We start from the raw sequence: 22,064 nt of genomic DNA, 5'->3' as shown, positions 1-22,064 counted from the left end.
TGATCACTTGATCGTCACCAACCAGGTCAAGTGGCCCGCATGTTGATGGGGGTGTCTCCTGCGCAGCCTCGGCGCATGCAGCTCTTCGGTACCATGACCTTTTGTTTTCGATGCCCCTGTCACGGCACGCAAAGGTCCTCATGAAACTCATCGACTCCATCCTCACGCAGGCCGCCAGCATCGCGGCCGTGCGCCGCGACATCCACGCACACCCCGAACTCTGTTTCAAGGAAGTGCGCACCGCCGATGTGGTGGCGGACAAACTCACCGAATGGGGCATTCCCGTGCACCGCGGCATGGGCACCACCGGTGTGGTGGGCATCGTGCACGGGCGCGACGGCGGCAAGAGCGGTCGTGCCATCGGCCTGCGCGCCGACATGGACGCCCTGCCCATGCAGGAGCACAACACCTTTGCCCACGCCAGCCAGCACGCCGGCAAGATGCACGCCTGCGGCCACGACGGCCACACCGCCATGCTGCTCGGCGCAGCGCAGCACTTTGCCAAGCACCGCAACTTCGACGGCACGGTCTATCTGATCTTCCAGCCGGCCGAAGAAGGCGGTGGCGGCGCGCGCGAGATGATCAAGGACGGTCTGTTCGAGCAGTTCCCGGTGGAGTCGGTGTTCGGCATGCACAACTGGCCAGGCATGGCGGTGGGCACCTTCGCTGCCAGTGCCGGCCCGGTGATGGCGTCGAGCAACGAATTCCACATCACCATCCGCGGCAAGGGCGCGCACGCCGCACTCCCCCACAACGGCATCGACCCGGTGCCGGTGGCCTGCCAGATGGTCATGGCCTTCCAGACCATCATCTCGCGCAACAAGAAGCCGGTGGACGCCGGCGTGATCTCGGTCACCATGATCCACACCGGCGAGGCCACCAACGTGGTGCCCGACAGTTGCGAGATCCAGGGCACCGTGCGCACCTTCACCTACGAGGTGCTCGACATGATCGAACGCCGCATGCAGGAGATTGCCGAGCACACCAGCGCGGCCTTCGGCGCCACGGTCGAATTCCAGTTCAAACGCAACTACCCGCCCACCATCAACCACGCCGTCGAGACCGCGTTCGCGCGCGAGGTCATGGCCGACATCGTGGGTGCCGATCGTGTGGTGGAGCAGGAGCCCACGATGGGCGCGGAAGACTTCGCCTACATGCTGCAGGCCCGCCCAGGCTGCTACGCCTTCATTGCCAACGGCGACGGCGCGCACCGCGAAATGGGTCACGGCGGCGGCCCCTGCATGCTGCACAACCCCAGCTACGACTTCAACGACGACCTGATTCCGCTGGGCGCCACCTACTGGGTGCAGCTGGCCGAAAAGTGGTTGGGCACCCCGCGCCCGGGGGCCGCTGCTTGATCGCACCAGCCGACGCGTTCTCCCCGTCGTACGCCCGGGCCCGGGTGAAGTTTCTGGAAGCGGCCGCCAGCGCAGGCATGGCGATCTCCAGCCACAACCATCCCCTGCCGGGTCGCGATGGCGAAGTGCTCGCGATGGATGTGGCGCTCGATGGCGACCCATCCGCGGAGCGGCTGCTGATCGTCAGCAGTGCCTGCCATGGTGTGGAGGGCTACTGCGGCTCGGGTGTGCAGGTGTTCGCCGCACACGACGCAGAATGGCGCGAACACGCGCGGGCCGCTGGCGTGGCTGTGCTCTACATCCACGCCCTCAACCCGCACGGTTTTTCGTGGGTGCGCCGCGTCACGCACGAGAACGTCGACCTGAACCGCAACTTCCAGGACTTCAGCCAACCGCTGCCCGCCAACGAGGCCTATGCGGAACTGCACGAGCTGTTGTTGCCCAAGCAATGGCCGCCGGGGCCCGACAACGTCGCGGCCATCGGGGCCCACATCCAGACCCACGGCCTGACCCGCTTTCAGGCCGCCGTGTCTCAGGGGCAGCATGCGTTTGCCGATGGCCTGTTTTATGGCGGTGTTGATGCCACCTGGAGCAACCGCACCTTGCGAGACGTGCTGCGCCGTCACTGCAGGCAGGCCCGCCACCTCGCGTGGATCGACCTGCACACCGGGCTGGGCGAGAGCGGGCTGGGCGAGCGCATCTGCGCCTGCCGCGACGACGCGGTGGCGCTGGAGCGTGCTCGAGCATGGTGGGGCGGCGGTGGACAGACACCGGTGACCTCCATCTACGACGGCTCGTCGACGTCGGCCCTGTTGACCGGCTTGATGTGGAGCGCCGCGTACGAAGAATGCCCGCAGGCGCAGTACACCGGCATCGCAATGGAGTACGGCACGGTGCCGATCGAAGAGGTGATCGACGCGCTGCGTGGGGACCACTGGCTGCACCTGCACCCCGAAGCGCCCGAGGCCTTGCGTGCTGCGATCAAGGCTCGGGTGTTGGCGGCTTTTTATGTGGACACGGATGAGTGGAAGGCGCGGGTTGTTGTGCAGGCTCGGCAGGTTTTGTTTCAGGCCGTTTCTGGGCTTGCCTCTTCTTCTTCGTCGTGATGTTGTTTCTGTCGTGGCTAGCCGGGTCTCGGCCCGGCGGCCGACTCACTTTTCTTTGCTTCGCCAAAGAAAAGTAAGCAAAAGAAAGGCGAGCCGAAGTCCGGGGCCCTGCGGGCTTCCTTGCGCTGCTCGGTTCGCTCGGGGTGCGCGCAAACTCGCTGCGCTCAAACAGTGCGCGCCCCTTTGTCCGAGCGCCCCTGCGCTGCTCAGCCCGGCCACGCGGCAACAAGCGGAATCGGGATGGGAATCGGACTTCCCTTCTGGCCTGCCACGCAAGAAAAAACATCACAACCGAGGCCTACAATTTCGAAACCGCACAAAGCAAAGAAGCCATGACCACCCCCCCAGACGTCACCACCATCTCCCCCCGCGACAAAGCCGAGATCCTCGCCCAGGCGCTGCCCTACATCCGCAAGTACCACGGCAAGACCATGGTCATCAAGTACGGCGGCAATGCCATGACCGACCCGGCCCTGCAGCAGGACTTCGCCGAGGACGTGGTGCTGCTCAAGCTGGTGGGCATCAACCCGGTGGTGGTGCACGGCGGCGGACCGCAGATCGAGACGCTGCTCAAGCGCCTGGGCAAGCAGGGGCAGTTCATCCAGGGCATGCGCGTGACCGACCCGGAGACCATGGAGGTGGTGGAGTGGGTGCTGGCCGGTGAGGTGCAGCAGGACATCGTGGGCCTGATCAACCAGGCCGGTGGCAAGGCCGTGGGACTGACCGGGCGCGACGGCGCCATGATCCGCGCGCAGAAGCTGCGCATGACCGACCAGAAAGACCCGAACCTCGAGCACGATGTGGGCCAGGTGGGCGACATCGTCAGCATCGACCCCAGCGTGGTGAAGGCCTTGCAGGACGACCAGTTCATTCCCGTGGTCAGCCCGATCGGCTTTGGCGAGAACAACGAGAGCTACAACATCAATGCCGACGTGGTGGCCGCCAAGCTCGCCACCGTGCTGCAGGCCGAGAAGCTGCTCATGCTCACCAACATCCGCGGCGTGCTCGACAAGGACGGCCAGTTGCTCACCGAACTGACGCCGCGCCGCATCGACGAACTGGTGGAAGACGGCACCATCTCCGGCGGCATGATCCCCAAGATCGCCGGCGCACTGGACGCGGCCAAGAGCGGCGTGAACGCAGTGCACATCATTGATGGGCGGGTACCGCACGCGCTCCTGCTGGAGGTGCTCGGCAACGAGCCCTTCGGCACCATGATCAAAAGTCACTGACCCCAGGGGCGCGCCGTCGAAGGGTGCGGAGTGCGATCACCCACTGACATCGGGTACCCCGCCCCCGTTGGGTTCGTGGCGCTGCGGCGATGTGCGAAAATTCGTAACAGGAAGACGCACCAGGGCCGGCACTGCGGCCATCAGCACCCATCAGCCCCACCGATCGGACCGCCTGCCCATGACCTCCAATGTCCCCGAGTCTCCCTCCCCGGAAGACGCCGCAGCGCTTGAAGCGGCCAGCGTGATCGAAGCCGCTGCGCATGCCGAGGGCACCGGTCGCAAGCGGCCCAAACCTGGCGAGCGCCGGGTGCAGATCCTGGAAGCGCTGGCCACCATGCTGGAGCAGCCCGGTGCCGAGCGCATCACCACCGCTGGCCTGGCGGCACGGCTCGAAGTCAGCGAAGCCGCGCTCTACCGCCACTTCGCCAGCAAGGCCCAGATGTTCGAAGGCCTGATCGAATTCATCGAGCAGTCGGTGTTCGGCCTGGTCAATCAGCTCGGCGAGCGTGAACCCGATGCCAACGCGCGCTGCCGCAAGCTCGTCACGCTGTTGCTGCAGTTCGGCGAGAAGAACCCCGGCATGACGCGTGTGATGGTGGGGGACGCACTGGTGTTCGAAAACGACCGCCTGCAACAACGCATGAACCTGTTCTTCGACAAGATCGAATCGGTGCTGCGGCAGAACCTGCGTGAATCGGCCGTGGTGGCCGGCGTGGCCACACCCACGGTGGACGCTCAGGCCGATGCGTCGGTCATCACGGCCTTTTGCGTGGGCCGGCTGCAGCGTTTCGCGCGCAGCGGCTTCAAGCGCTCGCCCAGCGAGAGCCTCGAGCACAGCCTCGCGCTGCTGCTGCCCGTCGGCCGGCTCTGAGCAACTGCAGCGTCCACCATGGCTCGGTGCCGTGGTGTGTCTTTTAGGGCTTCGCACCTAAACAAATGGCCTCAAAGCGCAGCGTGTTTGCGCGTGAAGCGGCTTTTGCGGTAAAAATAGAACGACCGTTCGATTATTCGAGCGGTCGTCTTTTTTTGCCCCTCCTCTTCATCAGGACCGACCCGCATGAGCGTGAACCCCATCACCCGCCGCCCGCGATCCGACGCATCGGCCCACAAGCCTTTGCAGAAGGGCCAGCAGACCAAAGCCGCCATCGTGGATGCCGCGCTCGGTCTGGCCACGCAGATCGGCCTGGAAGGCCTGTCGATCGGCGCGCTGGCCGAGGTGATGCAGATGAGCAAGTCGGGCGTGTTCGCCCACTTCGGATCGCGCGAGGAACTGCAGATTTCGGTGGTTCGCGAGTACCACGCGCGTTTCGAGGAAGAGGTGTTCTACCCCGCCATCAACGCACCGCGTGGCCTGCCGCGCCTGCGCATGCTGTTCGACAACTGGATGAAGCGCACCTCGGTCGAGATCGATTCGGGCTGCATCTACATCAGCGGCGCGGTCGAGTTCGACGACCGGCCCGGCCCGGTGCGCGACGCGCTGGCGAGTTCGGTCAACACCTGGCTTTCCGCCATGCGCCGCGCGGTCGAGATCTCCATCGAAGAAGGCCACCTCGCACCCGACACCGACGCGGCGCAGATGGCGTTCGAGATCCACGCGCTGATCCTGGCGTTGCACTACGAGGCCCGCTTCCTGCGCAGCCCCGACTCGGCCAGCCGCGCCGTGCGCGCGTTCGAGAACATCGTGACCCGCTTCGGGAGCGCCCCCGCGCCAATCGCGCGCAAGACCACCAAAACCCCAGCCTCCGCACGCACGCAGGGCTGATTTCCTTTTCGCCTTTTCACAAACCCAGCACAGGAGTTTCCCCATGCCCGTTTACAACCCGCCCCTGCGAGACATGCAGTTTGTGATGCACGAAGTGCTCAAAGTCACCGACGACCTCAAGTCCATTCCGGCACACACCGAGATCGACGCCGACACCATCAACGCGGTGCTGGAAGAGGGCGGCAAGTTCGCATCCCAGGTGATCTTTCCGCTGAACATCAGCGGCGACACCGAAGGCTGCAAGCTCGACCAGAAGACGCACGAAGTCACCACGCCCAAGGGCTTCAAGGAAGCCTACAAGACCTATGTGGACGGTGGCTGGGCGGCGCTGAGTTGCGACCCCGAGTTCGGCGGCCAGGGCCTGCCGCTGGTGGTGAACCAGTGCATGTACGAAATGATGAACTCGGCCAACCAGGCCTGGGCCATGTACCCCGGTCTGACGCACGGCGCCTACGCCGCGCTGCACACCTACGGCACCGACGAGCAGAAGGCCGCCTACCTGCACAAGATGACCAGCGGCGAATGGACCGGCACCATGTGCCTGACCGAACCGCACTGCGGCACCGACCTGGGCCTCATGCGCACCAAGGCCGAGCCGCAGGCCGACGGCACCTACAAGATCACCGGCAACAAGATCTTCATCAGCGCCGGTGAGCACGACATGGCCGACAACATCATCCACCTGGTGCTGGCCCGCCTGCCCGACGCGCCCCCCGGCATCAAGGGCGTGAGCCTGTTCATCGTGCCCAAGTTCCACGCCAAGGCCGACGGCTCGGTCGGCGAGCGCAACGGCATCTACTGCGGGGGCCTGGAACACAAGATGGGCATCCATGGCAACGCCACCGCGCAGATCGTCATCGACGGCGCCATCGGCACCCTGGTGGGCCAGCCCAACAAGGGCATGCAGGCCATGTTCGTGATGATGAACGCCGCCCGCCTGGGCGTGGGCAACCAGTCGCTGGGCCTGACCGAGGTGGCCTACCAGAACGCGCTGGCCTATGCGAAAGACCGCATTCAGATGCGCAGCCTGACCGGCCCCAAGGCCAAGGACAAGGCGGCCGACCCCATCATCGTGCACCCCGACGTGCGCCGCATGCTGCTCACCGCCAAGGCCTACGCCGAAGGTGGCCGCGCGCTGGCCATCTTCTGCTCGGTGCTGCTGGAGAAGGCGCACCACCACCCGGACGAGAAGGTGCGCAAGGACAGCGACGAGATGCTCTCGCTGCTCACGCCCATCACCAAGGCCTTCCTGACCGACAACGGCTACAACGCGGCCACGCAGTGCCAGCAGGTGTTTGGCGGCCACGGCTACATCAAGGAATGGGGCATGGAGCAGTTCGTGCGCGATGCCCGCATCAACATGATTTACGAAGGCACCAACACCATCCAGAGCCTGGACCTGCTGGGCCGCAAGGTGCTGGGCAACAACGGCGCCACGCTGAAGAAATTCGGCAAGCTGGTGGGGGCGCTGGTGATGGAAGAGGGCGTCAACGAAAAGATGGCCGAGTTCATCAACCCGCTGGCCATCCTCGGTGAGCAGATCACCAAGTTCACCACCGAGATCGGATTCAAGGGCTTGCAGAACGCAGACGAGGTGGGCGCTGCAGCGGTCGACTACCTGCGCGTGGCCGGTCACCTGGTGTTCGGCTACTTCTGGGCCCGCATGGCGCAGGTGGCGCTGCGCGAGATCGCGGCCGGCAACACCGACCCGTTCTACGTGGCCAAGCTGCAGACCGCGCGCTTCTATTTCGCCAAGCTGTTCCCCGAGACCGCGACGCTGATGCGCACCGCGCGCTCGGGTTCAAAAGTGCTGATGGACACCGACGCCGCCCTGGCGTAAACACGCGATTCCCAACAACCACCAGGAGACTTCCATGATCAAGACCGTTGTGAGCACCCTCGCCCTGTCGCTGGCATCGCTGTCCGCGTTCGCGCAGATGTCGCCCGTGGGCCTGTGGAAAACGATTGACGACGACTCGAAGAAAGAGAAGTCCCTGGTGCGCATCAAGGAAAACAACGGCGTCTACAGCGGCACGATCGAAAAGCTGCTCGACCCGACCAGCAAACAGGACGCGGTGTGCGACAAGTGCACCGACGAGCGCAAGGACAAGCCCGTGCTGGGCATGACCATTCTGCGCAACCTCAAGCAGAGCGCCGACGACAAGACCGTGTACGACGGTGGCGACATCGTCGACCCGAACAACGGCAAGGTCTACCGCACGCGCCTCAAACCCGTCGAAGACGGCAAGAAGCTGGAAATGCGCGGCTACATCGGCCCGTTCTACCGCACCCAGGTCTGGATAAGGGTGGAATGACACCCCTGCCGCGCTTCGCGCGACCCCCTCAAGGGGGCGACACCTGCGGCCCGGCAAAGCCGGTTCCGCGGTATCCCTCGATCAACACCCCTCGCGCGTTGCATGGCGCGTAAAGGAACTCAACGAATGAACCGATTTCAAGTGAAGAAAGTCGCCGTGCTCGGCGCAGGCGTGATGGGCGCGCAGATCGCCGCGCACCTGGTCAACGTCAAGGTGCCGGTTGTGCTGTTCGACCTGCCTGCCAAGGAAGGCCCGAAGAACGGCATCGTGACCCGCGCGATCGAGAACCTGAAGAAGCTCAAGCCCTCACCGCTGGGCGTGGTGGCCGATGCCGACCTGATTGGTCAGGCCAACTACGAAGAGCACATGGATCAGTTGAAGGACTGCGACCTGATCATCGAGGCCATCGCCGAGCGCATGGACTGGAAGCTCGACCTGTACACGAAGATCGCGCCCTTCATTGCGCCGCACGCCATCGTCGCGTCCAACACCTCGGGTCTGTCGATCACCAAACTCTCCGAGGTGCTGCCTGAGGCGATCAAGCCGCGCTTCTGCGGCATCCACTTCTTCAACCCGCCGCGCTACATGACGCTGGTGGAGCTGATTGCCACGCCCACCACCGAGCCGCAGATCCTGAACGATCTGGAAAGCTTCGTGACCAGCGGCCTGGGCAAGGGCGTGGTGCGCGCCAAGGACACGCCCAACTTCATCGCGAACCGGATCGGCATCGCCGGCATGCTGGCCACGATGAAAGAGGTGGAAAACTTCGGCTTGACCTACGACGTGGTCGACGACCTCACCGGCAAGCGGCTGGGCCGCGCCAGCAGCGGCACCTTCCGCACCGCCGACGTGGTGGGCCTGGACACCATGGCCCACGTGGTCAAGACGCTGCAGGACAACCTGAGCCTGGAGACCGACCCGTTCTACGGCAGCTTCGGCACGCCGCCTGTGCTCAAGGCGCTGATCGACGCCGGCAACCTGGGTCAGAAGGCCAAGGCCGGTTTCTACAAGAAGGTCGGGCGCGACATCCTACGCTTCGATCTCGCCAGCGGCGAATACGTGCCCGGCGGCGAGAAGGCCGACGAGGTCTATGGTCGCATGCTCAAGCGCCCGGCCGCAGAGCGCCTGAAACTGCTGCGCAATGCCGAAGGTCCGCAAGGTCAGTTCCTCTGGGCGATTCTGCGCAACAGCTTCCACTATGCCGCTGTGCACCTGGCGACCATCGCCGAGACCGCACGCGACGTGGACCAGGCCATGCGCTGGGGCTTCGGCATGAAGCAGGGCCCGTTCGAGCTGTGGCAAGAGGCTGGCTGGCTGGAAGTGGCGAAGATGGTCCAGGAAGACATCGACGCCGGCAAGGCGCTCTCCAAAGCGCCGCTGCCCGAGTGGGTGTTCAAGGGCCCGGTGGCCGAGGCCGGCGGTGTGCACACCGCGCAAGGTTCGTGGAACCCGACCAAGAGCGAGTTTCAGGCCCGTCTGCAATTGCCGGTGTACCAGCGCCAGAACTTCCCCGAGCTGCTGCTCGGCGAAGCCGGCCCGAAGTTCGAGACCGCGGGCAGCACGATTGAAGAGAACGATTCGATCCGCGTGTGGACACTGGACGAGCAGGTGTTGATCGCCAGCATCAAGACCAAGATGCACGCCATCAGCCCCGAGGTGTGCGAAGGTCTGATGGCCGCCGTGGACCTGGCCGAACGGGAATACCAGGGCCTGGTGATCTGGTCGGGCGACGAGCCCTTCAGCGCCGGCGCCGACCTGCAGGCCATGCTGCCGGCCTTCATGGCCGTGGGCGTGAGCGCCATCGAAGACGCCGAAGGCTTCATGCAGCAGACCATGCTGCGCCTGCGCTACGCCAACGTGCCGGTGGTCTCCGCCGTGCGCGGCCTGGCGCTGGGTGGTGGCTGCGAGCTGGCCGTGTACAGCGCGCGCCGCGTGGTGCACATGGAGAGCTACATCGGCTTGGTGGAAGTGGGTGTTGGTTTGGTGCCCGGTGCCGGCGGCCTGACCTACATTGCGCGCCGCGCGGCCGAAAACGCCGAGGCCTCGACGGGCAAGGACCTGCTGCCCTTCCTCACCGAAGGCTTCACCGCCGCGGCCATGGCCAAGGTGGGCACCAGCGCGCTGGAATCGCGCCAGCTCGGTTACGTGCTGCACTCCGACGTGATCGTGCCGCACAAGGATGAGCTGCTGTTTGTGGCCATCAACGAAGCCAAGGCTTTGTTCAACGGTGGCTACCGCGCGCCGCACAAGCGCCTGTTCCCGGTGGCCGGCCGCGACGGCAAGGCCACCATTCTGGGCAGCCTGATCAACATGCGCGACGGCGGCTTCATCAGCCAGCACGACTTCCACATCGCTTCTCTGATCGCAAACGTGGTGACGGGTGGTGACGTGGAGCCAGGCACGCTGGTGAACGAGGACTACCTGATGACGCTGGAGCGCCAGGCCTTCTGCTCGTTGATCGTGCATCCGAAGACGCAGGAGCGGATTCTGGGGATGTTGAACACCGGCAAGCCAGTGCGGAACTGATCGCATGAAACCCGCCGAGGCCGACGTGACTTACCCCCTCTCCCGCGTGCGGGAGAGGGTTGGGGTGAGGGTGGACGCCAAGGCAAAAGCGCGAGAGCTGCGTGGTCGAACCACCGAACCCGAAGCCCTTCTATGGCAACAACTCCGGGGTCGTCGTTTTCAGGACTTCAAGTTTCGTCGCCAGCGCCCACTCGGCCCGTACATCCTCGATTTCGTTTGTCTTGAAGCGGGGTTGGTCATTGAGATCGATGGCGGTCAGCACAGCGAACAACAGACTTACGACCAAGCGCGAACCGCGCTGATTGAAACCCAGGGTTTGAGCGTGATCCGGTTCTGGAACCACGAAGTCATGAACGAAACCCCTGCCGTGCTGGAGAAGATCTGGCAGACGTTGCAGGCCCTCACCCCAACCCTCTCCCGCGCGCGGGAGAGGGAGTAATACCGAATACCGAAAGCACCTCGCCATGAAACAAGTTCAAGACGCCTACATCGTCGCCGCCACCCGCACCCCCATCGGCCGTTCGCACAAGGGCTCGTTCAAGCACCTGCGCCCGGACGACCTGCTGGCCCTCGCGCTGCGCTCGGCACTGTCGCAGGTGCCCACGCTCGACCCCAAGGCCATTGAAGACATCATCTGCGGCTGCGCCATGCCCGAAGCGCAGCAGGGCCTGAACGTGGCGCGCATCGGTGCCATCCTGGCCGGCCTGCCGCACAGCGTGGGGGGCATCACCGTCAACCGCTTCTGCGCCTCCGGTCTCTCGGCCCTGCAGATGGCGGCGGATCGCATCCGCGTGGGCGAGGCCGACGTGATGATCGCCGCCGGCACCGAGAGCATGAGCATGGTGCCCATGATGGGCAACTCGCCCAGCCTCTCGCCCACCATCTTCACCAACACCGACGACGTGGAGAGCTACGGCATCGCCTACGGCATGGGCCTCACGGCCGAGAAGGTGGCGCAGCAGTGGAAGGTGTCGCGCGATGCGCAGGACGCGTTTGCCGTGCAGTCGCATCAGCGCGCCGTGCTGGCCATGAAGAACGGCGAGTTCACCGACGAGATCACGCCGGTGGAAGTGACCGAGCGCAGCGTCGATCTGGAGAGCGCAGAGGTGAGCACCACCAAGCGCACCGTGAGCCTGGACGAAGGCGCGCGGCCCGACACCTCGCTGGAAGGCCTGGCCAAGCTGCGCACCGTGTTTGCCGCGCGCGGCTCGGTCACCGCCGGCAACAGCTCACAGACCAGTGACGGTGCTGGCGCGCTGATTCTGGTGAGTGAGGCCGCTCTGAAGCGCTACAACCTCACGCCCCTGGCGCGCTTCGTCAGCTACGCCTCGCGCGGTGTGCCGCCGCACATCATGGGTGTTGGCCCTATCGAAGCGATTCCCGCTGCGCTGAAATACGCCGGCCTGAAGCAGGACGACATCGACTGGTTCGAACTCAACGAGGCTTTTGCCGCGCAGTCGCTCGCGGTCATGAACACGCTGGGCCTGGATCCGAGCAAGGTCAACCCCATGGGCGGTGCCATCGCACTGGGCCACCCGCTGGGTGCCACCGGCGCCATCCGCGCGGCCACCGTGGTGCACGCGCTCAGGCGCCACAACAAGAAGTACGGCATGGTCACGATGTGCGTCGGCATGGGGCAGGGCGCCGCGGGTATTTTCGAACGGGTGTGAGCGTGCTGTCGCAAGCAGGACGGAGCGTTCACGCGCCATCCTGCAAACTCGTCGCATGACCACACACGTTCTCGATCAAGCCGTCGCGCTGCAGTCCACTGGCGCCCACCAGTACAGCGGCGCCACCTCGCCCGCCTACGGCAACATGGTGGGGCCGTTCGGTGGCGTCACCGCGGCCACGGTGATGCAGTCGGTGATGCAGCACCCCGAGCGGCTCGGCGAGCCGATTGCGCTCACGGTGAACTACGCAGCCGCGCTGGCCGATGGTGCGTTCACCGTGACGGCGCATCCCGTGCGCACCAACCGCTCCACCCAGCACTGGGTGATGGAGATCACCCAGCCCGATGCGAACGGCGCGCCGGCCACCGTGCTCACCGCCACGGCCGTCACCGCCGTGCGGCGCGAGACCTGGAGCGTGGACGACGAGCCCATGCCCGCCGTGCCCGCGCCCGCCGCCGTGCCGCGCATGACGCTGGACAGCCCGGTGGCGTGGGTGAAGCGCTATGCCATGCACCCCATCACCGGTGCGCTGCCCACGGTCTGGGAAGGCCAGGGCGACAGCAGCCTGATCCAGATGTGGGTGCGCGACGAACCCCAGCGCTCGCTCGACTTCACGAGCCTCTGCGCATTGGCCGACGTGTTCTACCCGCGCATCTGGTTGCGCCGTGCCAAGCCGGTGCCCACGGGCACGGTGTCGATGACGGTGTACTTCCACGCCGGCTCGGCCGAGCACACCGCCACCGGTTCGGGCTGGCTGCTCGCGCAGGCGCGCGGCCAGGCGTTCCGCAACGGCTTCTTCGACCAGACCGCGCAGCTCTGGAACGAGGCCGGCGTGTTGCTGGCCACCACGCACCAGATCGTCTACTACAAGGAATGAAGCCTGTTCAGGGGCGACCCAGAAACAGGTAGAGCCCGGTGTAGCCACGCGGCGCGCTCACGATGCTGAGATACAGCGGACCAATGCCGGTGTCCGCCCCCACGAACAGGCTGCCGGCGCCACGCAACTGCCGCAGCGTGATGTCGCTGCGCTCGGTCCAGGCGTTGCCGGCTTCCAGCGAGCCCCCCACGAACAAGGCACGCGCCACACCCACCGAGTAGGGCAGGCGCTGGTAGTAGGTGAGCCGGCCGAACAGCAGGTAGTTGCCCGCCACCTGCGCCGTGCGGTAGCCCGAGAGGTTCTGGAAGCCACCGAGCGAGTACTCGTCGATGGCGGCCAGCGGGATCTGGTTGGTGTAGGCCATGCGACCGCCGACGTTGAACGTGTGCACGCCCCAGCTCTTCACCGCGGTGAACGAACTCTCCAACCGGGTGAAGTCGCTGGTCTCGCCACCGTCCACCTGGCGCCGCCCCCACGAGAGCTCGGCCTGGCCGCGGTAGCCGCGTGAAGGGAAATTGGCGAAGTCCAGCTGATCGGCCATCACGGCGGCGCGCAGGCCGCGCTCGGTCCAGCGTACCGTGCCCACACCGGCGGGGATTGCCGAGGACAGCAGTTCGGGCTTGGCCCGCCGCGCACTGGCCACCACCCCCAGCCGTGCTTCGCCAATGGTGCCGCGCAGGCCGATGGGCCAGCCCAGGTCGGCACCGACCTTCACACCCTGGCGTTGCACCAGCGCGAGCGCGTCGCCTTCGTCGCTGAACAGCTCGACCTTGTTGATGTTGGCGTCCACGTAGGCTGCCACGAAGCGTTCGCTGTTCACCCCCAGTGGCTGGTAAATCTCGGAATACAGGCCCACCGTCTCGCCGAGTTGCACGCGGTTGCGCCACTCGGCCCCGCTCTCGTTGAGCCAGTGCCGGTTGTGGCTGATGCGCAGGTTGAAAGCACCCTCACCCTGGAAGTCGGTGCGCAGGTCCAGGCCCACACGCAGGTAGTTCGGGCCCCAGGCGTTTTCGCGCAGCTTGATCGTCAGGTCTTCCGTGCCGTTGTCCTCGCGCCGGCTCAGCGTGTAGTCGATGCGCTCGTAGTCGCCGCTGACCGAGAGCTTCTGCAGGTCGGCTTCGAGTTTGGGCACATCCACCCTCTGGCCAGGCTCGGTGTCCAGTGCCCTGGCCAGACGCTGTGCGCGCTCTTCGCTCACGCCTTCAAAACGGATGGCACCGATCCGTCCCACCCGGTCGGCGTTGGCCAGCGCCTGCGCGCTGCGCGACTTCACCCAGCCCGCGTAGCGCGGCTCGTCCACCGCGAAGCGCGCGAGCGCCTCGCTCACGGTCAGTGCGTACTCGTTGCCGATCTTCACCAGTTCAACCGCCTTGTCGAAGTCGCTTGAGGTGAGCTTGCCGAGCTGCGGCGCGAGCAGCAAGTCTTTCGGCGTGAGCGTGGCGATGCTGGCCTGCACGTTCTGCTCGGTCAGGATGTTGACCATCTGCGTCGTCACACCCAGCACTGTGCCCAGCGTGTCGCGCCCGGCCAGCGGTGTGCCGATGTTCACCGCGATGATCACCTCGGCGCCCATGGCGCGCGCCACGTCCACCGGCAGGTTGTTCACCAGCCCGCCGTCGCCCAGGATGCGGTCGTTGATCGACAGGGGTGAGAACACGCCGGGCACCGACATGCTGGCGCGCAGCGCCGCGGCCAGGTCGCCCCGGTCCATCACCACCGCCAGACCGGTCTCCATGTCGGTGGCCACGGCGCGAAACGGGGTGGGCAACTGGTCGAACGATTCCAGGTGCCGGGTTGTGAGCGTGTAGCGCCGCAGCAGCATTTCCAGTGAACGGCTCGACACCGCGCCGGTGGGCAGTCGGAACTCGCCGTCGCGAAAGCCCAGCTGCAGCACCGGCGAGAGCTCGAAGTCTTCCTCCTTGCGGCGTTGCGAGAGCAACTGGCGCGGTTCGCGGCTGTTGAAGAGGCCGCCCCAATCCACCGCGACGATCTCGCGCTCCAGATCGTCCGCCTTCATGCCGCTGGCGTAGAGCCCGCCGATGATCGCGCCCATCGAGGTGCCCACGATCATGTCCACCGGCACCCGCGCGGCCTCCAGCGCCTTGAGCACGCCCACATGCGCAAAGCCGCGCGCCCCGCCGCCCGAGAGCACCAGGGCCACGCGAGGGCGATCGCCGGCGCCGCTGCCCTGGGCGGCCGCAGGCAGTGGCACGAGCAGGGTCGCCACCGTGGCGAGGATCAGAAGGATGGAACGGGAGCGCATGAAACACCTGTGTGCGGAAGCGGCGCGCAGGCGCCGGGATGCGGCCAAGTGTAGGCGGGCACCTGCTGAAAGCCTGCGCCGATACACGCTGTCACGCACCCGTCAGACCTCGGGAGCACGACCCAGAAAAGCACGCCCGTTCGTGGTAATTTGCGGCTTCCCATTGCCCACCGAGAGACCACCATGAGCGACATCCTCGTCCACACCGAAGCCGGCGTCTGCACCCTCACGTTCAACCGCCCCGACAAGAAGAACTCCATCACCGCCGCCATGTACGGCGCGCTGGCCGACGCCCTGCAGGCCGCGCAGGACGACGCGACCGTGCGCTGCGTCGTGTTGCAGGGCAACGAGGCGATCTTCAGCGCCGGCAACGACATCGCCGATTTCCTCAACAACCCGCCCGCCACCACCGATTCACCGGTGTTCCGCTTCCTGCGGGGCATCGCGCAGTTCCCCAAGCCGCTGATCGCCGCCGTGTGCGGCCCGGCCGTGGGCGTGGGCACCACGATGCTGTTCCATTGCGACCTGGTCTACGCGGGCGACAACGCCGCCTTCTCCATGCCCTTCGTGAACCTGGGCCTGTGCCCCGAAGCGGCCAGCAGCCTGCTGGTGCCGCAGATGCTGGGCTACCACCGTGCCGCCGAGGCTCTGCTGCTGGGCGAACCCTTCATGGCGGAAGCCGCGCTCGAGGTGGGTCTGGTCAACCGCGTGCTGCCGCCGCTGGAGGTGGCCGGCTACGCGCAGACCGCGGCGCGCAAGATGGCCGCCAAGCCCATCACCGCGCTGATCGAGACCAAGCGCCTGATGAAGAAGGGCCAGCTCAAGCAGGTGATGGAGGTGATGGCCGAAGAAGGGGCGAGCTTCGGTCGCATGCTCGGCGAGCCGGCCGCCAAGGAGGCGTTTGGCGCGTTCATGGAACGGCGCAAGCCGGATTTTTCGAAGGTGTGAGCGTGAGACCGTCAAACGCCGAGAGCGAGCCGGCCAGGGTTGAGACGATATAGTGCGTCTTCCTTTGAAACGGAGCGCGAATGAGTACCCTGACACGTGCCTCTACCGCCCGCGACGACACCTCGTCGCTGCTCCAGACAGGCGTCCCAGGCCTGGACGATGTGCTGGGGGGCGGACTCACACGCGGCCGCCTCTACCTGGTTGAAGGCAACCCCGGCGCCGGCAAGACAACCTTCGCGATGCAGTTTTTGACCGAGGGTGTGCGCCGGGGGGAACGTGTGCTGTACATCACCCTCTCGGAGACCGCCGAAGAGCTTCAGGGTGTTGCGCAATCGCATGGATGGAACCTCGCCGGCATCGAACTCCGCGAAGTGCTGCCGGGCACAAACGCACTGTCGCCCGACGAGCAGTACACGATTTTTCATCCGTCCGAAGTGGAGCTCGGTGAGACCACCGAGCGCATCCTCGCGGACGTGAACCGGATCAACCCGACGCGGGTGGTTTTTGATTCGCTGTCGGAGCTGCGGCTGCTGGCCGGCAGCTCACTGCGTTACCGGCGTCAGATCCTCGCACTCAAGCAGTTCTTTGCCGGACGCCATTGCACCGTGCTGCTGCTGGACGACATGACCGCGGTGGAGCACGACCTCCAGGTTCAAAGCATTTCTCACGCCGTGCTGCGGCTGGAGCAGATCAATCCCGACTATGGCGGCTCCCGGCGCCGCCTCATCGTTCTCAAGTACCGGGGCCAGCCGTTCCGGGGTGGTTACCACGACTACAAGATTGCACGCGGTGGTCTGGTCGTGTTCCCCCGCCTCGTGGCGGCGGAACACGTTGAACCCGTGAACCGGGAAAAGCTGCCCAGCGGGGTGAAAGAACTCGACGACTTGATTGGCGGTGGCATCGAGCGCGGGACCAGCACGCTGCTGGTGGGTGCGCCCGGCACGGGGAAGTCCATCGTCGCGGTGCAGTTCGCGCTGGCGGCGGCGCAGCGGGGGGAGTGTGCAGCGCTGTTCATCTTCGACGAAAGCATCGCCACCCTGTGCGCCCGTTCGGAAGGAATGGGCATGCCGTTGGCGAAGCACATCGAATCCGGTCACATCCGGTTGCGCCAGGTCGATCCCGCCGCACTGTCGCCCGGTGAATTCGTTTATGAGATCCGGCAGGCCGTCACGGAACACCATGCCCAGGTGGTCGTGATCGACAGCCTCAATGGGTATCTCAATGCGATGCCTGATGAGCGCTTTCTGATCGTCCAGTTGCACGAACTGCTGACCTTCCTCGGCCAGTCGGGCGTGGCCTCGATCCTGATCGCGGCCCACCAGGGCCTCTTCGGCACGCAGTCGGTCACGCCGGTGGATGCGAGCTATCTTGCCGATGCGGTCGTGCTGCTGCGGTACTTCGAGGCGGAGGGCGAAGTGCGACAAGCCATCTCCGTGATGAAAAAGCGCACGGGCCAGCACGAGCGCACCATCCGCAGCTTCAGGCTCGGTGCTGACGGCATCTCGCTGGGGCCCGCCTTGCGGCAGTTCCGCGGCGTTCTCACGGGTGTGCCTGTGCCTCTGGGAGGTTCGGAAAACAAACCGGACACGGCACCTTCATGACGGAAGAGCAAGCGCAGTCCAGTGAGTTGCGCGTGCTGCTCAGGATGGTCACCGCGAAGGACGCCGTGATGGCCATCCGCCTGCTGGCGCGCTCGGACATCGTTGCCGAGTCGTGCGCGGATGCACCGGGGCTCGCCACTGAAATGTCGGTGGGCGCGGGTGCGGTGGTCATTGCGGAAGAAGTTCTGAACGATCCGGGATTCGGCCGCGTGATGCAGGCTTTGCGATCACAGCCGCCGTGGTCGGACCTGCCGGTGATTGTGGTGGCGCGCACGGGTGTGGATTCGATGGCGATCACCGAAGCGGTGGAACAGTTGGCCAACCTCACCGTGCTCGAGCGGCCCATGCGGGCCTCGTCGCTGGTGAGTTCGGTGCGGACCGCACTCGCTGCACGAAAGCGGCAGTATCAGCTGCGGGCCACACTGGAGGGCCTTCACGAGGCGGATCAGCGCAAGACGGAGTTCCTCGCCACATTGGCGCACGAGCTGCGCAACCCGCTGGCGCCATTGCGCTCCGCCCTGACCATCCTGTCGACCATGCAGCCGGGGCCGGACAAGGCTCGATCGCTGTACGCCGTGATGGACAGGCAACTGAGCCACATGGTGCGTCTCATCGACGATCTCATGGAGGTTTCGCGCATCACGCGCGGCAAGATCGAGCTTCGGCTGGCCGCCGTTGCCCTGGACCGCGTGGTGCTCGATGCCGTGGATGTGAGCAAACCCCTGCTGGATGCAGCTGGGCAAGAACTGGTTCTGGACATGCCCCCGGTTCCTTGCACCGTCAACGGCGACGCAGTCCGTCTGACGCAGGTGTTCGCCAACCTGATCAACAACGCTTCGAAATTCACCCCACCCCAAGGACGCATCAGCGTTTCGCTGAGGTCGGATGCGCAGAACGTGCAAGTGCAAGTGGCCGACTCGGGCATCGGCATCCCGGAGGCCATGGTCGACACCGTGTTCGACATGTTTGTTCAGGTCAGCGACACCTCACGTGCCGCCCAGGGTGGTCTGGGCATCGGCCTGACCTTGGTTCGCAGCCTCGTGGAGCTGCACGGCGGCCGTGTCAGCGCTTCGAGCCCGGGCACAGGTGCAGGCACGACGATGACGGTTGAGCTTCCGCGGGTGGCCGGGGCAGTCACTCAAGACGCACTGACCTCTCTTCCCGTCACGGCTGATGCAGGCAAGGGACACAGGATTGTCGTGGTGGACGACAACCGCGATGCTGCCGATTCGCTGGCCCAGTTGCTGGGTCTGATGGGCGCCAGCGCCTCGGTCGCGTACGGCGGCCAGGATGCGTTGATCGCCATGGCGGCCAGCCCGCCCACCATGGCCTTCATCGACATCGGCATGCCCACCATGGATGGGTACGAGCTGGCCGGGGCCATCCGTGCAAACGATGCCATTGCCGGGGCCGTTCTGGTCGCGCTGACGGGATGGGGCCAGTCGACCGACAGGGAACGCATCATGGCGGCTGGCTTCGACCACCATCTCCTCAAGCCGGCCGACATCCACGAACTGGCACAGCTGCTGAAAAGTACCGACTGACCCGACCCCGGTTCGAGACTGCCATCCAGCAGTAGAGCAGGTGAGGGCGGTGGTGTAAGGTGTCGCGCCATGAGCACCACCGACCCCATTGAACAAGCCAAGGCCCTTTTCGTTGAAGGCAATGCCTTGTTCGAGGCGGGCCGGCTGCAAGACGCTGCCGCCCGCTACCAGGCCGCGCTGGCCCTGGTGCCAGGGCGCCCCTCCATCCTCGCCAACCTCGGGGTGACGCAGTGCCGGTTGAGTCAATGGCCCGAGGCCGTGGACACGCTCACCCAGGCCACGACTGTCGACCCCACCAACCGCGACGCCTGGGTGGCCCTCGGGCTCTCGCACGAGGCACTGTCTCATTGGGGCGAGGCAGCGCTTGCCCTGCAACACGGCATTCGGCTGGGCGCGAACACCGGGCAACTGTGGCTGTCGCTGGCCATGTGCCGCATGCGCCTGCAGCAGCCCGTCGAGGCCCTGCACGCGCTCGACCAGGCCGTCGCCATCGAGCCCACCCTGGGCGAAGCCTGGAGCCAGCGCGGCAGCCTGATGCGCGACACCGGGCGCCACACCGAAGCCGCGCGCAGTTACGAGCAGGCACTGGCCCACGGTGCCGACGAAACGCTCAACCGTTTTTACCTCTCGTCCGTGCAGGGCGGTGCAGCGCCGGCCCATCCACCAGCCCTGTACGTGGAAGCCTTGTTCGACGAATACGCGGACGACTTTCAGTCCCACCTGGTCGAGCAGCTGAACTACCAGGCGCACACCACCCTGCTGGCGCCGCTGCGCACCAGCGGCCAGCGCTTCGAGCGTGTGCTGGACCTGGGCTGCGGCACCGGCCTGTGCGGCCGGCTCATCCAGGCGCAGGCCGGGGCGGTGGAGGGCGTGGACTTGTCTGGGGCCATGGTGGCGCAGGCGCAGGCCAGCGGTGCCTACCGACGCGTGGTGCACGGCGATCTGCTGGCCTTCCTGCGCGAGAGCACAGAGCCGGTCGACCTCGTGATCGCGGCCGACGTGTTCATCTACGTGGGCGCGCTCGACGCGGTGTTCGAGGCGGTGCGTGAGCGCCTGCAGCCCGGCGGGTGTTTTGCGTTTTCGGTCGAACTCTCCACCGATGGCAGCGAACTCAAGTTGCTGCCCAGCTTGCGCTACGCCCATTCACCGGCCTACATCGATCGTCTGGCCGCGCTCAGCGGCTTTCGCGTGCGCCAGACCTGGCAGGCGCCGCTGCGCGAAGACCAGCGCCAGCCGGTGATGGGTTTGTATGTGTTGCTGGAGCCAGTGGCCAGCGCCTGAAGCCGCTCAAACCACCTTCGCCGGGCTGTACCTGAACGTCGCCCGGATCACACCGTGGTCGCCGGTGCCCAGGGCCTTGTGGTCGTCGAAGTTCAGGTGGTCGTTGTTGATCACCAGACCATCAAACAGCCACTGGCGCTTCTTGCTGTTGTCGTAGAACTCCTGGCTCACGAGGATGTGGTCGAGCGACTCGCGGATGTCCTGGTGCACGTGGGTGTAGTACACGTCGCGCGTGTCGCGGTATTCCTGCAGGGTCTGCGCGGTGTAGAGCGATGTGTCACCGCCGCCCTTGCTCTCGCCCACCAGGTAGCGCGGCTGCTCGGTGAGGATGTTCGCGGTGTTGCTGTGCTGGCCGTCGTTGATGTCGCCCAGCACGATCACCGGCGTGTCGTTGCCCTTCATGTGTTCGGACAACAGGAAACGCAGCGCCGTGGCCTCGGCCGTGCGCCGGATGGTGGAGATGGCCGCGCCCAGGCCGGTGGCGTGTTTGCCGTAGAGCGCCGGGTCGGCCTTGAACCACTTCTCGTTGAAGACCTGCGTCGGCCCTTTGGACTTGAAGTGGCACACGTACACGTGCACCTCGGGGCCCGGGCTGCGCGGCTGGATGGTGAAGTGCAGCACCGGCCTTGAGAAGCCCTGGATGTTCACACTGATGGTGGGCGTCTGGGGGTCGTCGCCGGTGGAGCGCAGCACGAAGCCGTCTGGAAACTTCGTGATCCATTCGGGCTGGCCCGTGAGCAGGCCCCTGCGCACCAGAGCGCCACAGTCGATGCGCTTGCCATTGGAGCCGGGCGGCGCCAGCAGGTCGTAGTCGGCCGCCACCTGGGCCGACTCCAGCGCGCGCTGCACCGACACCGGGTTCCACATTTCCTGAAGACCGAACACGTCGGCGTCCAGCGACTGGAGCTGGTGCGCGGTCCAACCGATCTTGCGGTCGTACTCGGCCTGGGTCCAGCCTGTCTTGTCGGTGTACATCGGAAGGCCGGGCTCGTTCAGGTTGTAGAGGTTGAACGACGCGATGCTGAGCTGGCGCAGATTCATGGTGTCTCTCCGGCAATGGCCAAGACACCCACTGTGCGCCCGCCATGTGACCAATGCCTCCCTCAAATGAGGGAAGGCGCCGGGCGGTTCAGGCGTTGCGCCGTGCCACCCAGTAGGCCGCGCCTTCAGCACCGTAGCGCTCGGCGTGCGGCACATGGGCGGCGAGTTCGAAGGTGTCGCCCGCCAGCAGGTGGCGCGTGTTCCCTTCCACTGTGAGCCACATCTCGCCGCGCGCGATCAGCGCGTTGGCGGCAAATGGGTGGCTGTGGGTGTCAAGCGCGGTGAGAGGCGCCCATTCGCGCTCCAGCACCTCGTCGAAACCCTCGGCGAGGCGTTGTTGGCGGAAACTCTCGAAGGTGGTGGTGTTCATGTGCCGGATTCTCCGCAAGCCTGGGCGCAGGTCAAGCGCAGGGTTGACGATCCCGCTAGGATGCTCAGCCTGCTTCAACACATTCGTCCTGGAGACCGCCATGTCCTACATGTTACTGATCATCGAACCCACCACGCAGCGCGCCACCCGCACCGAAGCCGAAGGCCGCG

General features: G+C 65.7%; 18 protein-coding genes. 15 read left to right on the top strand and 3 right to left on the bottom strand.

Translation table 11 applies throughout. From position 1 onward, the window contains the following. The first annotated feature begins 140 nt into the window (after positions 1-140). From IV113_RS09845 to IV113_RS09795, 11 genes are all read left to right on the top strand, one after another. Positions 141-1,358 carry a M20 aminoacylase family protein gene (locus IV113_RS09845; RefSeq protein WP_291083802.1) on the top strand — a complete coding sequence of 406 codons (1,218 nt, stop codon included), beginning with the start codon at positions 141-143 and terminating at the stop codon, positions 1,356-1,358. Then, the gene (locus IV113_RS09840) at positions 1,355-2,464 is read left to right on the top strand and encodes a M14 family metallopeptidase (protein WP_291083799.1); all 1,110 of its coding nucleotides are present in this window, start codon (positions 1,355-1,357) and stop codon (positions 2,462-2,464) included. Before IV113_RS09845 ends, IV113_RS09840 begins: the two co-directional genes overlap by 4 nt. A 332-nt stretch (positions 2,465-2,796) precedes the next feature. Further along, on the top strand, positions 2,797-3,696 hold the full coding sequence (argB, locus tag IV113_RS09835) for an acetylglutamate kinase (protein WP_291083796.1): 900 nt from the start codon (positions 2,797-2,799) through the stop codon (positions 3,694-3,696). 178 nt (positions 3,697-3,874) lie between these two features. Continuing rightward, positions 3,875-4,567: a nucleoid occlusion factor SlmA gene (gene slmA, locus IV113_RS09830; RefSeq protein ID WP_291083793.1), complete on the top strand. Its 693-nt coding sequence runs from the start codon at positions 3,875-3,877 to the stop codon at positions 4,565-4,567. Positions 4,568-4,753: 186 nt separating this feature from the next. After that, entirely contained in the window at positions 4,754-5,458 is a 705-nt protein-coding gene (locus IV113_RS09825; protein WP_291083790.1) for a TetR/AcrR family transcriptional regulator, read from the top strand. 43 nt (positions 5,459-5,501) lie between these two features. Further along, complete coding sequence (locus IV113_RS09820) at positions 5,502-7,298, top strand: acyl-CoA dehydrogenase C-terminal domain-containing protein (protein WP_291083787.1); 1,797 nt, start codon at positions 5,502-5,504, stop codon at positions 7,296-7,298. A 34-nt stretch (positions 7,299-7,332) separates the two neighbouring features. Beyond that, complete coding sequence (locus IV113_RS09815; protein WP_291083784.1) at positions 7,333-7,773, top strand: DUF2147 domain-containing protein; 441 nt, start codon at positions 7,333-7,335, stop codon at positions 7,771-7,773. A 126-nt stretch (positions 7,774-7,899) separates the two neighbouring features. After that, positions 7,900-10,299 (top strand): 3-hydroxyacyl-CoA dehydrogenase/enoyl-CoA hydratase family protein, encoded by a 2,400-nt coding sequence (locus IV113_RS09810; RefSeq protein WP_291083781.1) that lies wholly within the window; start codon positions 7,900-7,902, stop codon positions 10,297-10,299. A gap of 4 nt (positions 10,300-10,303) precedes the next feature. Next, entirely contained in the window at positions 10,304-10,738 is a 435-nt protein-coding gene (locus IV113_RS09805) for an endonuclease domain-containing protein (RefSeq protein WP_291083778.1), read from the top strand. A gap of 25 nt (positions 10,739-10,763) precedes the next feature. Next, positions 10,764-11,969: an acetyl-CoA C-acyltransferase gene (locus tag IV113_RS09800; RefSeq protein ID WP_291083775.1), complete on the top strand. Its 1,206-nt coding sequence runs from the start codon at positions 10,764-10,766 to the stop codon at positions 11,967-11,969. 55 nt (positions 11,970-12,024) lie between these two features. Beyond that, entirely contained in the window at positions 12,025-12,846 is an 822-nt protein-coding gene (locus IV113_RS09795; protein ID WP_291083772.1) for a thioesterase family protein, read from the top strand. Positions 12,847-12,853: 7 nt separating this feature from the next. Here the strand turns inward: IV113_RS09795 and IV113_RS09790 are convergent, their stop codons facing one another. Beyond that, the gene (locus IV113_RS09790) at positions 12,854-15,109 is read right to left on the bottom strand and encodes a patatin-like phospholipase family protein (protein ID WP_291083769.1); all 2,256 of its coding nucleotides are present in this window, start codon (positions 15,107-15,109) and stop codon (positions 12,854-12,856) included. A 183-nt stretch (positions 15,110-15,292) separates the two neighbouring features. On the opposite strand from IV113_RS09790, the gene IV113_RS09785 reads away from it, so the two are divergent. From IV113_RS09785 to IV113_RS09770, 4 genes are all read left to right on the top strand, one after another. After that, positions 15,293-16,057, top strand: a complete 765-nt coding sequence (locus IV113_RS09785; protein WP_291083766.1) for an enoyl-CoA hydratase — start codon at positions 15,293-15,295, stop codon at positions 16,055-16,057. Between the two features lie 80 nt (positions 16,058-16,137). Next, positions 16,138-17,658 carry an ATPase domain-containing protein gene (locus IV113_RS09780; RefSeq protein ID WP_291083763.1) on the top strand — a complete coding sequence of 507 codons (1,521 nt, stop codon included), beginning with the start codon at positions 16,138-16,140 and terminating at the stop codon, positions 17,656-17,658. Then, a complete protein-coding gene (locus IV113_RS09775) occupies positions 17,655-19,202 on the top strand; it encodes an ATP-binding protein (RefSeq protein WP_291083761.1) in 1,548 nt (515 codons plus the stop codon). The genes IV113_RS09780 and IV113_RS09775 overlap by 4 nt, the downstream gene beginning before the upstream one ends. Positions 19,203-19,271: 69 nt before the next feature. Continuing rightward, positions 19,272-20,483 carry a tetratricopeptide repeat protein gene (locus IV113_RS09770; RefSeq protein WP_291083759.1) on the top strand — a complete coding sequence of 404 codons (1,212 nt, stop codon included), beginning with the start codon at positions 19,272-19,274 and terminating at the stop codon, positions 20,481-20,483. Positions 20,484-20,489: 6 nt separating this feature from the next. Here IV113_RS09770 and IV113_RS09765 read toward each other — a convergent pair whose 3' ends face one another. Both IV113_RS09765 and IV113_RS09760 read right to left on the bottom strand, forming a co-directional pair. After that, positions 20,490-21,524: an endonuclease/exonuclease/phosphatase family protein gene (locus tag IV113_RS09765; RefSeq protein WP_291083756.1), complete on the bottom strand. Its 1,035-nt coding sequence runs from the start codon at positions 21,522-21,524 to the stop codon at positions 20,490-20,492. Between the two features lie 88 nt (positions 21,525-21,612). Next, complete coding sequence (locus IV113_RS09760; RefSeq protein WP_291083751.1) at positions 21,613-21,894, bottom strand: AraC family ligand binding domain-containing protein; 282 nt, start codon at positions 21,892-21,894, stop codon at positions 21,613-21,615. Positions 21,895-22,064: the final 170 nt, after the last annotated feature.

The organism is Hydrogenophaga sp., assembly GCF_018780385.1.
GTDB lineage: Bacteria > Pseudomonadota > Gammaproteobacteria > Burkholderiales > Burkholderiaceae_C > Hydrogenophaga.
This window is presented reverse-complemented; position numbering and strand designations above follow the sequence as displayed.